Origin of the sequence: Nocardioides cremeus, from assembly GCF_030518195.1 — a bacterium.
GTDB classification, from domain to species: domain Bacteria; phylum Actinomycetota; class Actinomycetes; order Propionibacteriales; family Nocardioidaceae; genus Nocardioides; species Nocardioides cremeus.
Window position 1 is genome coordinate 116,951 of the sequence record NZ_JAULSC010000002.1, and the last position, 12,854, is coordinate 129,804.

A 12,854-nucleotide genomic window follows, 5' to 3' on the forward strand; every position below is an offset into this window, starting at 1 on the left:
GACGTCTGCCCTCGAGCACGGCACCGAGGACACCCCAGGTCGGCTCGGTGCCGTGCTGCGTGCGGTCGGAGAGCCGCGCCCGGTTGCGCTGGGTCGCCGTGGACCTTGGGTGGCAACCACCCTGGCCCAAGCACGCAGCGTCCTTGCCGATGCCGGTGCGTTCGGTTTTCCGGTAGATGTCAGTCGGCGATCTGATCCAGTTGTGGGGACTCGGGACTCGTCGCGGCCTGAGCCGTTCGCGACCCTGCCCCGGGAAAGTGCCGCGATCGCCGGCGAGGTCCTGGCCGGCGAGCTCCGCTCGAGCACCAAGAGCGACGGCAGCGGGGAGTACGAGGCAATGCAGCTCTTGCGCAGGCCCGTGGCTCGCGCGACAGCAGCCGCCACGTTGGGGGCCATCGACGACGATGCTCGCAACGAGGTCGCCGACGCGGCCCTTGACTGGGTGGATGCTCTTGGCCCGGTGATCGCTGCTCCCGCGCCTCCCTACCGCTGGTCCAGGGCCCGGCGACAAGAGGACGCGGCGCGGAAGAGCCTCGAAGGGCGGATCGAGGCACTCGGCGACCCCACCCCTGCGCGGACGGCCACGATGCTCGCGGCCGGCACCCAAGTCCCAATCGCTGCCGGCGCATGGCTGCTGGTTGCCCTGGCCGAACGGCCCGAGCTGCAGGAGCGGCTTGCCGCTGGCGAGGTCGAGCCGATATGGGTCGTCTGGGAAGTCCTGCGGCTGACCCCACCCACGTGGGCAACCGCTCGCGTGGCCCGCCGCTCGCTTGATCTGGCCGGAGTGCGGATTCCGGAGGGCGGCGTGGTGGTGGTCAGCCCGCTTCTGCTGGGGCGACTACCCAACCTGGTCCCCGGCGGCGACGGCAACCCCCACCAGCAGCTGGCTCGTCTGGAGGTCGAGCGGTGGCGGGATCCACACGTGCGTCCCGGCGCGTGGCTGCCTTTCGGGCTGGGCGCTAGCGCTTGTCCTGGACGTAGTGTCGGGCTGGCGCAGCTGGTCGCGCTCACGAAGTGGGCCACTAGTGCGTCCTTGCATCTAGCCGCCACCCCCAGCACGGACCAGACGCGGGGTATCTTTCCCAGGCCCGCGCGCATCGCCGTGGTTCGTGTCGAGGGGGGGAACACGTGAGCAGTGGACTCGAGCCTGGTGTCCAAGCGGTGTCGCAGGAGATCGTGCCGAGCGCCACAGCTGTGCGACTGTCCCACCAGATCCTGCGATCCGAGCTGAACTTCGATGCCGCCCTCGACCGGCTCGCAGGTCATCTCCTGAGCGATCCCCGCGTGGACGCCGTCGCCATCGCATTGACCACGTTCAACCCGACTGATGAGTCTAAGTGGGTGCACTTGGGCAAGCGGGCCTGGTTGCGGGAGTGGCGACGCCCCGGCGCCAAGTGCACCGTGCTGCCAGATGCCGAGGCCGAGGCCCAGGATGCGTTCTCTATGCCGTGGGTCTCACAACGTTCCCGACTCGGCATCGTCGTCATCCCCGATCGCGACAAGCTTCCCCACGAAGCCGCGCAGGACGCCCGCGAGATGGCGCAGTGTCACGTGCGCGGGATCGTGAACACCTCGCTGCTTTCGGGGGCTGACATGTTCGGCTCTTTCTCAATGGGGAGCGAACGGGCAGGCGATTGGCCCGAGTCGCTGGTCGCTGACCTCCGGCTGTTCAGCAGTGCCTTCACGGCTCGCATGTCGGCGGAGGCGGCCCAGCGCTCCCTCGCCGACGCGATCAAGCGGGGGGACCAGGCCAGTGCCGTACAGCAGCAGTTCTTCGCAGCCACGGGTCACGAGCTGCGCACCCCCATCAGCGCGATCCTTGGTTTCGCCGAGGTGCTGCAGAGCGAAGCCGAGGACCTCGAGGGCGTCGAGGACGTGCAACAGGTGGCGGGCTTCGTGGCGCAGGTGCGCAAGGACGCGGGCATCATCGTCGGTGCCGGCGAGCAGCTGCTGGCGATCGTGGAGGATCTTCTCAGCACCGCCAGGCTGCTCGGTGACGGCGGGCGCGAGACCGTGGTGGTCGCTGAGGCGGTCCAGGACGTAGTCCACTGGGTGCGCACGCCGGCGTCCGCGGCCGGGGTGCAGGTGAGCGCCGAGGTAGACCCCGCTCTGCTAGTTGCTGCCACACCGGCCGGGGTGCGCCAGGTGCTGACCAACTTGGTCGGCAACGCGATCGCCCACAACCGGCGCGGAGGCGCCGTCACCGTCACCGCGACCAGCACGAGCGGCGAGGGCGGCGAGTCCAGGGTGCGGGTCAGCGTCAGGGACACCGGCCCGGGCCTCACTCCGCGCCAGCTCAGCCAGGTCTTCGAGCCGTTCGTCCGCTTCGCGGAGCCCGGGGTCCGCGGCACCGGGCTGGGCCTGTCGCTGGCGCGCGCCGTCGCCGAGCGCGACGGGGGCCGGCTGGGTGTCGACTCCCGGCCTGGCGAGGGGTCGACGTTCTGGATCGACCTGCCGGCCCCGCCGGACTGACGGGGCCCACCAGTGTCAGAGGCGGGCGCCCATCCAGGCCTCGATGTCGCCCGCGCTGCGCGGCAGCGCCGCCGAGAGGTTGCGGTGGCCGTCGGCGGTGACCAGCACGTCGTCCTCGATGCGGATGCCGATGCCGCGCAGCTCCTCGGGGACCAGCAGGTCGTCCTCCTGGAAGTACAGGCCCGGCTCGACGGTGAGGACCATGCCCTCGGCGAGGGTGCCCTTGGCGTAGGACTCGGGGGCGGCCGCGCCGCAGTCGTGCACGTCCATGCCGAGCATGTGGCTGGTGCCGTGCAGCGTCCACCGGGCGTAGACCTTGCTGTCGGGGTCCAGCGCCTGCGCGGCGGGCACGGGCAGCAGGCCCATGTCCTCCAGGCCGTGGGCGAGCACGGTCATCGAGGCGGTGTGCACGTCGGCGAAGGCGGTGCCGGGGCGCACCGCCTGGATGCCGGCCTCCTGGGCGGCCAGCACCAGGTCGTAGAGCTCGCGCTGCGCGCCGGTCCAGGTGCCGTCGACCGGCAGCGTGCGGGTCACGTCGGCGGTGTAGAGGTTGTGGCCCTCGACGCCCATGTCGAGCAGCACCAGCTCGCCGGGCGTGATCGGCCCCGAGTTCTCGATCCAGTGCAGCGTGGTGGCGTGCTTGCCGCCGCCGACGATCGAGTCGTAGCCGATGTCGTTGCCCATCGCCCGGGCGCGTCGGAAGAAGGTGCCCTCGATCCAGCGCTCGCCGTACTTGAGCACGTTGGCCCAGTCGGAGACGGAGTCCTCGAAGCCGAGCGTGGTGGCGTCGCAGGCCTCCTGCAGCTCCGCGACCTCCCAGTCGTCCTTGACCAGCCGCATCTCCGAAGCCACCCGGGCCAGCTCTGCGTCGAGCCCGGCGTCGGCGCCGAGCAGGCGGTCGACGTGGCCCGAGACCCCGCGGTGCACGCGTGTCTTGGGCACCGTCACCGCGAGGTCCTCGGCGAGCCGGTCGACGTGGCGCACCTCGATGCCCAGGGAGTCGGCGATCTCGCGGGCCGAGGGGCGGCGTCCGGCCCACAGCTCGCCGTACTGGCGGTCGCGGAAGAACTCGTCGGTGTCGCGGTCCGAGCGCGGCCGGGCGTAGAGCACCGCCTCGCCGTCGGTGAGCACGAGCACCGCGTCGCTGGTCAGGTTGCCGGTGAAGTAGGTGTGCGCGGTGTCGCTGCGGAAGCGGAAGTCGGTGTCGTTCGAGCGCACCTTGTAGGTGCCGGCCGGCAGCACCAGCCGCTCGCCGGGGAAGGTCTCGGCCAGGCGGGCCCGCCGCTGCGCGGCGAGGTCGGCCACCGGGTGGAGAGGCAGGTCGAGCTCGCGCTCGCCCCAGCCGGTGCGCATGAACTCGGAGTAGGCCGCAGGCACGGCGGGGTCGTGCGACTCGGTCTTGGGCTCGGTCGACTCCGGGGTGCTCTGCTCGCTCATGCCCGTCATGCTACGTCGGCCGTTCGCCTCCGGCGACGCCGCGCGCCCGGCCCCACGAGCGCTGCCGATAGGCTCTGCTGCCATGGTCCCCGCCCGTCGAGACAACGTCGTCTTCACGGTCGTGGTCACCACCCTCGTAGTGCTCGGTGCGCTGCCGATCCTGCTGGTCGTGGCGCTGTCCGGCGCCCCGGACACGCTCGTGCTGGCCACCGCCCTCGCGGCCCTGCCGGTGGGGCCGCTGGTCGCCTGCTACCTGTGGCTCGACCGCTACGAGCCCGAGCCGAGGTCGCTGCTGCTGCTCGGGCTGCTGTGGGGCGGGTTCGTGGCCACCGCCGCGGCGCTGCTGGTCCAGGGCATCGGCGGCTTCTTCGTCGGGGTCACCGAGGCCGCCAGCCTGGCCGTGGTCGCCCCGGTCACCGAGGAGCTCTCCAAGGGGGCGTTCCTCGTGCTGCTGCTGTGGTGGCGCCGCGCCGAGCTCGACGGCGTCCTCGACGGCATCGTGTACGCCGGCATGGTCGGCATCGGGTTCGCCTTCGTGGAGAACATCCTCTACCTGGCGGCGGCCTACAACGGCACCGACGGGATGGGGCCGGGCGGCACCGAGGCGCTGACCGCCACCTTCGTGGTGCGCTGCCTGTTCAGCCCGTTCGCGCACCCGTTCTTCACCACCTTCATCGGCATCGGCGTGGGCCTGGCCGTCGGGTCCCGCTCAGCGGGGGTGCGGGTGCTGGCGCCGCTGGGTGGCTACGTGCTCGCCGTGCTCGCCCACGGGCTGTGGAACGGCTCGACCATCTTCGGCATGGGCAGCTTCGTCGTGGTCTACGTGGTGCTGATGTTCCCCGCGCTGGTGGGCCTGTTCGCCATCGCCGTGTGGGCCCGGCGCTCGGAGCGCCGGATGCTGGCCGCCGCGCTCGGCGACGCGGCCCAGCAGGGGCTGCTGCCCGCCACCGACATCGGCTGGGTGGTCGACCTCGGCGCCCGTCGCCGCGCCCGGGCGCACGCGCGCCGGCTGGGTGGTGCCGCGGGCGAGCGGGCCATGCGTGACTACCAGCAAGCGGTGATCGAGCTCGGATTCCTGCATCATCGCTACCTGCGGGGCACGCCTCCGCCAGACTTCGCACTCCGAGGACAGCACTACGTCGCCCGCATCCGCGCCGTACGGCCGTCCATCGCATTCCCCGGACAGGTGGTTCCGACCCGATGACAGCCCCGCACGACGCCAGCCCCGACGGCCCTGGGGGCCCCACCGGGGTCGACGACGCGCAGATGCTCACGGCGCTGGTGCGCCTGCGCGGCGCGCTCCAGGCCGCGACCCTGCCGCTCGACCTGCCGGGCGTGGAGGAGGTGCGCGCCTCGCACCAGGAGATGGTCGACCAGCTCGAGGACTACGTCATCCCGCGGGTGATGACCATCGACGCACCGCTGCTGACCGTGGTGGGCGGCTCGACCGGTGCCGGCAAGTCGACCCTGGTCAACTCCCTGGTCGGGCGTCGCGTGACCGAGCCGGGCGTGCTGCGCCCCACCACGCGCTCGCCGGTGCTGGTGCACCACCCCGACGACGGGCACTGGTTCGGGCAGGACCGGCTCCTGCCCGACCTGCGCCGCGTCGAGCACTCGACCAACGACCCCGACGCGCTGCAGCTGGTGGCCTCCGACACGGTCCCGCAGGGCCTGGCGATCCTCGACGCCCCCGACGTCGACTCCGTCGAGGAGCGCAACCGCACCCTGGCCGCCCAGCTGCTCGCGGCCGCCGACCTGTGGCTCTTCGTCACCTCCGCCGCCCGCTACGCCGACCAGGTGCCGTGGGGCTTCCTCAAGCAGGCCGCGGACCGCTCGACCGCGGTCGCGGTCGTGCTCGACCGCACCGCTCCCGACGCCGTGCAGACCGTCTCGACCCACCTGGCGCGGATGCTGGCCTCGCGCGGGCTCAAGGACTCGCCGCTGTTCGTGGTCAACGAAGGACCCGTGGATGACGCCGGGCTGCTGCCGGCCGGGCACGTCGCCGACGTGCGTGGCTGGCTGGAGTCCCTGGCCGCCGACGCGGGGGCCCGGGCCGCGGTCGTCAAGCAGACCCTCGACGGCGCGATCCGCAGCATCACCCACCACGTGCACCCGGTGGCCGACGCCGCCGCCGTGCAGGTCGGCACCGCGGCCACGCTGCGCGAGGAGGCCGAGCGGGCCTACGAGCGTGCGGTGGCCGACGCCGTGCGCGCGAGCGCCGACGGCACCCTGCTGCGCGGCGAGGTGCTGGCGCGGTGGCAGGAGTTCGTCGGCACCGGCGAGCTGCTCAAGTCGCTCGAGAACCGCGTCGGCTGGCTGCGCGACCGGGTCGTCAACGCCGTCAAGGGCAAGCCGCAGCAGGCCGAGCGGGTCACCGTCGCGGTCGAGTCGGGCCTCGAGCTGCTCATCCTCGAGCACGCCGAGCAGGCGGCCGAGCGGGCCGAGGCCGCCTGGCAGCAGCACGCCGCCGGGGTCGGCCTGCTGGCCCAGGCTGGGCCCGACATCGGGCGCGCCTCGCGCGACCTGCGCCGTCGCGCCGAGCGCGCGGTGCGCGACTGGCAGGGCGACGTGCTCGAGCTGGTCAAGGTCGAGGGCGCGGACAAGCGCTCCACCGCCAGGTTCCTGGCGTTCGGCGTCAACGGCCTCTCGGTCGCGCTGATGGTCGTGGTCTTCACCCACACCGCCGGCCTGACCGGCGCCGAGGCCGGCATCGCCGGCGGCTCGGCCGCGCTGGGCCAGAAGCTGCTCGAGGCCGTCTTCGGCGACCAGGCCGTCCGCGGCCTGGCCGAGCGGGCCCGGCGCCTGCTCGAGGAGCGGATCACGGCGCTGCTCGCCGCCGAGCGCGAGCGCTTCACGTCCCTGGTCGACGCGCTCGGTCTGGCGCCCGACGCCGCCGAGCAGCTTCGCCAGGCGGCGCGCCGCGTCGACGACGTCCGCTTCGCCGCACCCCGGCAGGGCTGAGCCCTGCCCACCACACGGCTGAGGCGGCACCCTAGGGTGTCGCCCAGCACTGACCGCACGCTGAGTGGGAGAACATGACGTCCTTGCTCGAGGGGGCCAAGAAGCTGGTCACCCGTGGGACCGACACCGGCGCCCGCATCGAGGGTCTCGCGGCCGCCGCCGACGCGGCCCGCGGGCGGCTCGACGACGCCCTCGTCGACGACGCCGAGAAGGTCGTCGACCGGGCCACCAGCCGGCTGCGCCTCTCGGCCGGGCACACGGTGGTCGCCATCGCCGGGGCGACGGGGTCGGGCAAGTCCTCGACCTTCAACGCCCTCACCGGGCTCGAGCTGTCGGCCGTCGGCGTACGCCGCCCGACCACGTCGTGGGCCACCGCCTGCGTGTGGGGCACCGACGGTGCGGGCGAGCTGCTCGACTGGCTCGGCATCCCCCCGCGCCACCAGACCACGCGCGACTCGATGCTCGACACCCGCCGGGAGTCGCAGGCCCTCGAGGGCGTCGTGCTGCTCGACCTGCCCGACCATGACTCCACCGAGGTCTCCCACCACCTCGAGGTCGACCGGCTGGTCGCGCTCGCCGACATGCTGGTCTGGGTGCTGGACCCCCAGAAGTACGCCGACGCCGCGATCCACGACCGCTACCTGGCACCGTTGAAGACCCACGAGGGCGTCATGGTCGTGGTGCTCAACCACATCGACACCGTGCCGGCCGAGGGGCGCGAGGCGATGCTCGCCGACGTCCGCCGCCTGCTGGAGGCCGACGGGCTGGGGCGGGTCCCCGTGATCGGGATCAGCGCCCGCCAGGGCATCGGCCTCGACGAGCTGCGGGCCGAGATCGAGTCGCGGGTGCGGGCCAAGAAGATGACCGCCGAGCGGATCGAGTCCGACGTGCGGGCCGCCGCGGCTCGCCTGCAGGAGGCCGGCGGCGACGCCCCGACCCGCGCCCTGCCAGACCAGCGGGTCCGTGCGCTGCAGGACGCCTTCGCCGAGGCGGCGGGCGTGCCGACCGTGGTCGATGCCGTCGAGCGCTCCACCCGCCTGCGGGCCGGGCGGGCCACCGGCTGGCCGCTGGTCTCGTGGGTCGGCCGGCTGCGCCCCGACCCCCTCAAGAAGCTCCAGCTCGACCTGGGCGGCTCCGTCAAGGCGCTGCGCGGCGCCGAGAGCGCGGTGCCCGAGGCGACCCCGGTGCAGCGCGCCCGCGTCGACTCCGAGGTGCGTGCGCTGGCCGACGACACGACGCAGGGGCTGGGCCGGCCCTGGGCCGACGCGGTGCGCCGTGCCTCGGTGCAGCGGCTGCCCGAGATCGGCGACCGGCTCGACGACGCCGTGCGCGGGGTCGACCTGCAGGTCGCGCGGATCCCGGTCTGGGCCGGCGTGGTGCGGGTGCTGCAGTGGATCCTCGTCGTCGCCGCGCTGCTGGGCGCTGCGTGGACCGTCGCGACCGCGCTGTCCGGCACCCTCGACGACACCCCCGTGCGGTTCGGTGTCGCGCTGCCGCTCATCCTGCTGCTGGGCGGGGTGGGGCTCGGCGTGCTGCTCGCGCTGGTGTGCCGGGGCTTGGTCGCCGCCACCGCGCGCCGGCGGGCCGCGGTGGCCGATACCCGGTTGCGCGAGGCCGTGGGCGTGGTGGCCCACGACCTGGTGGTCAGCCCGGTCGAGATCGAGCTCGAGGCCTACACCCGCGCCCGTGGAGGGCTCTCCAAGGCGCTCGCGACCCGTTGAGTCCCTTGCTCGCGGTCACCTCCTGACCACTTGTCGTGCACAGCGTGCCGCTCGCGCCACGCGCCTGCACCGGCGCTCGACCACGCCCGACGTGGCGCGGCGCGCCGGCGCAGGGTGGTCGTGCCGTGGACGCACCGTCGCGGCACGACGCCCGGCACCGGGCAGGAGGGCAGGACGACATGCTCAACGAGACGACCGTGACGCTGCAGGGCTGGCTGGGCGGCGACGTGACCGTGCGCGACGCGGCGGGCAGCGAGGTGGCCAGCTTCCGGGTGGCCAGCACGCCGCGCCGCTTCCACCGCGGCACGGGGGAGTGGGTCGACGGCGTCACCCAGTGGTACACCGTCAATGCCTGGCGCACGTTGGCCCGGACCTGCGCGACCTCGCTGCGCCGCGGCGACCCGGTGGTGGTGCACGGCCGGCTGCTGCCGCGGGTCTGGACCAACCAGGCGGGTGTCGAGGTGACCACCATCGAGGTCGACGCCGTCCTGGTCGGCCACGACCTGACCCGGGGCACCTCGGTCTTCACCCGCACGCCCCGCCAGCGTTCCGCGGACCCCTCCGGCCCCGTGGCGCAGGAGGCGCCGGGCGCGGGCGACGCCGGTCACGTGGCGGCCTGAGCCGGGGGACCCAGGGGAGCCGTCGGGCCGCGGAGCAACTACGCTCGACGACATGGCGGAATATGTCTTCACACTGCGCAACGTGCGCAAGGCCCACGGTGACAAGGTCGTCCTCGACAACGTCACCCTCTCGTTCCTGCACGGCGCCAAGATCGGCGTGGTGGGCCCCAACGGCACCGGCAAGTCGTCGCTGCTGAAGATCATGGCCCAGCTCGACCACGCCAACAACGGCGACGCCATCCTGGACCCCGGGGCCACGGTCGGGATGCTCCAGCAGGAGCCCCCGCTCACCGAGGGCCGCACCGTGCTGGAGAACGTCGAGGAGGCCGTCGCCGAGACCAAGGCGAAGATGGCGCGCCTCGACGAGCTCTACATGATGATGGGCGACCCCGACGCCGACCAGGACAAGGTCGCCACCGAGGCCGGCGACCTGCAGAGCGAGCTCGACGCGGCCAACGTCTGGGACCTCGACAGCCGGCTCGACCAGGCCATGGACGCGCTGCGCTGCCCGCCCGCCGACGCGCTGGTCGACAACCTGTCCGGTGGCGAGCGGCGCCGGGTGGCGCTGTGCAAGCTGCTGCTGCAGCAGCCCGACCTGCTGCTGCTCGACGAGCCCACCAACCACCTCGACGCCGAGTCGGTGCAGTGGCTCGAGGGCCACCTGGCCAGCTACCCCGGAGCGGTCCTGGCCGTGACCCACGACCGGTACTTCCTCGACAACGTCGCCCAGTGGATCCTCGAGCTCGACCGCGGCCAGGCGCACCCCTACGAGGGCAACTACTCCACCTACCTCGAGACCAAGAAGGACCGGCTCAAGGTCGAGGGCCAGAAGGACGCCAAGCGCGCCCGGATGCTCGAGAAGGAGCTGGAGTGGGTCCGCTCCAACCCCAAGGCCCGCCAGGCCAAGAGCAAGTCCCGCCTGGCGCGCTACGAGGAGATGGCGGCCGAGGCCGACCGGATGCGCAAGATCGACACCTCCGAGATCAACATTCCGGCCGGGCCGCGGCTCGGTGACGTGGTGCTCGAGGCCAAGACCCTGACCAAGGGCTTCGAGGGCCGCACCCTCATGCACGACCTGTCGTTCTCGCTGCCGCGCGCCGGCATCGTGGGCGTCATCGGCCCCAACGGCGTCGGCAAGACCACGCTGTTCCGGATGATCACCGGCCAGGAGCAGCCCGACTCCGGCGAGCTCAACGTCGGCCAGACCGTCAAGATCTCCTACGTCGACCAGAGCCGCGGCGGCCTGGACGCCACCAAGAACGTGTGGGAGGTCGTCTCCGACGGGCTCGACTTCATCAAGGTCGCGAACTTCGAGATGAACTCGCGCGCCTACGTGGCCTCCTTCGGGTTCAAGGGTCCCGACCAGCAGAAGAAGGCCAACGTGCTCTCCGGTGGAGAGCGCAACCGCCTCAACCTGGCGCTGACCCTGAAGATGGGCGGCAACCTGCTGCTGCTCGACGAGCCGACCAACGACCTCGACGTCGAGACCCTGTCCTCGCTCGAGGACGCGCTGCTCGACTTCCCCGGGTGCGCCGTGGTCACCTCGCACGACCGCTGGTTCCTCGACCGCGTGGCCACCCACATCCTCGCCTGGGAGGGCGACGACGAGGACCCGGCCCGTTGGTTCTGGTTCGAGGGCAACTTCGCGGCCTACGAGGAGAACAAGATCGAGCGCCTGGGCGCCGAGGCGGCCCGCCCGCACCGGGTGACCCACCGTCGCCTGACCCGCGACTGAGGCAGCAGGTCCCGGCGCCGGCGCCGGGACCGCACGAGCCGGCGGCCGGGACCCTCAGGGTCCCGGCTGTCGCATCTCCATCTCGGGGTGGCAGGCGACCAGCGCGTCGGCCACGGCGTTCATCGCCCGGCCCAGGGCCGCCAGGTCGTCGGGGTCGACCCGGTCGATGAGGTGCTCGCGCACCCCGGCCACGTGCACCGGCGCGATCCGCTCGAGCAGCCGACGACCCTGAGGCGTCAGCCAGCACACGATCCCGCGACCGTCCTCGGGAGAGGTGCGCCGCTCGACCAGCCCGGCCTTCTCCATGCGCGCCACGGTGTGGGTGACCCGGCTGCGGCTGTGCGCCAGCGCGTCGGCCAGCTGGGCCATCCGCAGGTGGTCGTCGCGCTCCGAGAGCCGCACCAGGATCTCGTACTCGGTCAGCGAGAGGCCGCACTCGCGGCGCAGCTCGTCGTCGAGACGGTCGAACAGCAGCGTCGAGCCCATCACCAGCCCACGCCAGGCGTGCTGCTGGTCGGCGTCGAGCCAACGTCCGGTGACGCGGCTGGGGGAGGTCTCGGTGCTGGTCACAGCGCGCATCCTAGTCTCGCGACGCGGGCGAGCGGCACCACCCAGGACGGCCGCGACCCCCGGCACCGGGGTGCCGGGGGTCGCGCCTGAGCGGTCGTGGGAGCTGCGAGCGAAGGCTCAGAGACGCTCGAGGATCAGCGCCATGCCCTGGCCGCCGCCGACGCACATGGTGATCAGGCCGGTCGTCTTGTCGTGCCAGTCCAGGCTGTTGAGCATGGTGTTCTGCAGACGCGCGCCGGTCATGCCGAAGGGGTGGCCCACGGCGATCGCGCCGCCGTTGACGTTGAGGCGGTCGAGGTCGATGCCGAGGTCCTGGTAGGACGGCACGACCTGCGCGGCGAAGGCCTCGTTGATCTCGACGAGGTCGATGTCGCCGATGCTCATGCCGGCGTGCTTGAGCGCGTTGCGGGTGGCCTCGACCGGGCCCAGGCCCATGATCTCGGGGGAGAGGCCGCTGACACCGGTCGAGACGATGCGGGCCAGCGGCGTGAGGCCCAGCTCGGCGGCCTTGGTGTCGCTCATGATGACCACGGCGGCGGCGCCGTCGTTGAGCGCGCAGCAGTTGCCGGCGGTGACCACGCCGTCGGGACGGAAGACCGGCTTGAGGTCCTTGAGGGCGTCGTAGGTGACGCCGGCGCGCGGGCCGTCGTCGGTCGAGACGACGGTGCCGTCGGGCAGGGTCACCGGGGTGATCTCGCGGGCCCAGAAGCCGTCGTTGATCGCCTTCTCGGCCAGGTTCTGGCTGCGCACGCCGAACTCGTCAAGCTCCTTGCGGTCCAGCCCGCGCATCCGCGCGACGTTCTCGGCCGTCTGGCCCATCGCGATGTAGACGTCGGGCAGCGCGCCGTTCTCGCGCGGGTCGACCCAGTCCTGGCCGCCCTCGGCCATCTTGTCGGTGCGCGCCTTGGCGTCGTCGAAGGCGTGGTTGTGGGTGTCGGGCCAGTGGTCGGAGGTGCCCTTGGCGAAGCGGGAGACGGTCTCGACGCCCGAGGAGATGAAGACGTCGCCCTCCCCGGCCTTGATCGCGTGGAAGGCCATCCGGGTGGTCTGCACCGAGGAGGAGCAGTAGCGCGTGATCGTCGCGCCGGGCACGTCGTCCATGCCGTTGAGCACGTTGACGACGCGCGCCAGGTTGTTGCCGGACTCGCCGCCGGGCAGGCCCACGCCCATGTAGTGGTCGTCGATGCTGCTGGGGTCGAGCGCCGGCACCTTGTCGAGGGCGGCCTTGATGATGGTCGCGCTCAGGTCGTCGGGACGCAGGTCCTTGAGCGAGCCCTTGTTGGCGCGCCCGATGGGCGAGCGGGCGGTGGAGACGATGACTGCCTCAGGCATGGATGT

10 protein-coding genes are annotated in these 12,854 nt (G+C 72.5%); 7 read left to right on the forward strand and 3 right to left on the reverse strand.

Annotated elements, in window-relative coordinates; genetic code table 11:
- Positions 1-109: 109 nt before the first annotated feature.
- Both QWJ41_RS03520 and QWJ41_RS03525 read left to right on the forward strand, forming a co-directional pair.
- The gene (locus QWJ41_RS03520; protein WP_302705784.1) at positions 110-1,132 is read left to right on the forward strand and encodes a cytochrome P450; all 1,023 of its coding nucleotides are present in this window, start codon (positions 110-112) and stop codon (positions 1,130-1,132) included.
- 29 nt (positions 1,133-1,161) lie between these two features.
- Complete coding sequence (locus QWJ41_RS03525; RefSeq protein WP_302705785.1) at positions 1,162-2,472, forward strand: sensor histidine kinase; 1,311 nt, start codon at positions 1,162-1,164, stop codon at positions 2,470-2,472.
- Between the two features lie 15 nt (positions 2,473-2,487).
- On the opposite strand, the gene QWJ41_RS03530 is transcribed toward QWJ41_RS03525, so the two are convergent.
- A complete protein-coding gene (locus tag QWJ41_RS03530; RefSeq protein ID WP_302705786.1) occupies positions 2,488-3,909 on the reverse strand; it encodes an aminopeptidase P family protein in 1,422 nt (473 codons plus the stop codon).
- Between the two features lie 82 nt (positions 3,910-3,991).
- Between QWJ41_RS03530 and QWJ41_RS03535 the strand changes: the two genes are divergently transcribed.
- The 5 genes from QWJ41_RS03535 (at position 3,992) to ettA (ending at position 10,946) form a co-directional block, all read left to right on the forward strand.
- On the forward strand, positions 3,992-5,113 hold the full coding sequence (locus tag QWJ41_RS03535) for a PrsW family intramembrane metalloprotease (protein ID WP_302705787.1): 1,122 nt from the start codon (positions 3,992-3,994) through the stop codon (positions 5,111-5,113).
- Positions 5,110-6,870, forward strand: coding sequence for a GTPase domain-containing protein (locus QWJ41_RS03540; protein ID WP_302705788.1), 1,761 nt, complete (start codon positions 5,110-5,112; stop codon positions 6,868-6,870). The genes QWJ41_RS03535 and QWJ41_RS03540 overlap by 4 nt, the downstream gene beginning before the upstream one ends.
- 74 nt (positions 6,871-6,944) lie before the next feature.
- The gene (locus QWJ41_RS03545; RefSeq protein WP_302705789.1) at positions 6,945-8,591 is read left to right on the forward strand and encodes a GTPase; all 1,647 of its coding nucleotides are present in this window, start codon (positions 6,945-6,947) and stop codon (positions 8,589-8,591) included.
- 125 nt (positions 8,592-8,716) lie between these two features.
- Positions 8,717-9,211 carry a single-stranded DNA-binding protein gene (locus QWJ41_RS03550; protein WP_302705790.1) on the forward strand — a complete coding sequence of 165 codons (495 nt, stop codon included), beginning with the start codon at positions 8,717-8,719 and terminating at the stop codon, positions 9,209-9,211.
- Positions 9,212-9,263: 52 nt separating this feature from the next.
- Complete coding sequence (ettA, locus tag QWJ41_RS03555; RefSeq protein ID WP_302705791.1) at positions 9,264-10,946, forward strand: energy-dependent translational throttle protein EttA; 1,683 nt, start codon at positions 9,264-9,266, stop codon at positions 10,944-10,946.
- 54 nt (positions 10,947-11,000) lie between these two features.
- Here ettA and QWJ41_RS03560 read toward each other — a convergent pair whose 3' ends face one another.
- Together QWJ41_RS03560 and QWJ41_RS03565 are read right to left on the reverse strand one after the other, a co-directional pair.
- Entirely contained in the window at positions 11,001-11,516 is a 516-nt protein-coding gene (locus tag QWJ41_RS03560) for a MarR family winged helix-turn-helix transcriptional regulator (RefSeq protein WP_302705792.1), read from the reverse strand.
- Positions 11,517-11,633: 117 nt separating this feature from the next.
- Positions 11,634-12,848, reverse strand: a complete 1,215-nt coding sequence (locus QWJ41_RS03565; RefSeq protein WP_302705793.1) for an acetyl-CoA C-acetyltransferase — start codon at positions 12,846-12,848, stop codon at positions 11,634-11,636.
- Positions 12,849-12,854: the final 6 nt, after the last annotated feature.

What these genes read in the sequence shown, in the direction of transcription:
- QWJ41_RS03530 (WP_302705786.1), bottom strand. Translation starts at nt 3,909, where the DNA reads ATGAGCGAGCAGAGCACCCCGGAGTCGACCGAGCCCAAGACCGAGTCG.
- QWJ41_RS03535 (WP_302705787.1), top strand. Translation starts at nt 3,992, where the DNA reads ATGGTCCCCGCCCGTCGAGACAACGTCGTCTTCACGGTCGTGGTCACC.
- QWJ41_RS03540 (WP_302705788.1), top strand. Translation starts at nt 5,110, where the DNA reads ATGACAGCCCCGCACGACGCCAGCCCCGACGGCCCTGGGGGCCCCACC.
- QWJ41_RS03545 (WP_302705789.1), top strand. Translation starts at nt 6,945, where the DNA reads ATGACGTCCTTGCTCGAGGGGGCCAAGAAGCTGGTCACCCGTGGGACC.
- ettA (WP_302705791.1), top strand. Translation starts at nt 9,264, where the DNA reads ATGGCGGAATATGTCTTCACACTGCGCAACGTGCGCAAGGCCCACGGT.
- QWJ41_RS03565 (WP_302705793.1), bottom strand. Translation starts at nt 12,848, where the DNA reads ATGCCTGAGGCAGTCATCGTCTCCACCGCCCGCTCGCCCATCGGGCGC.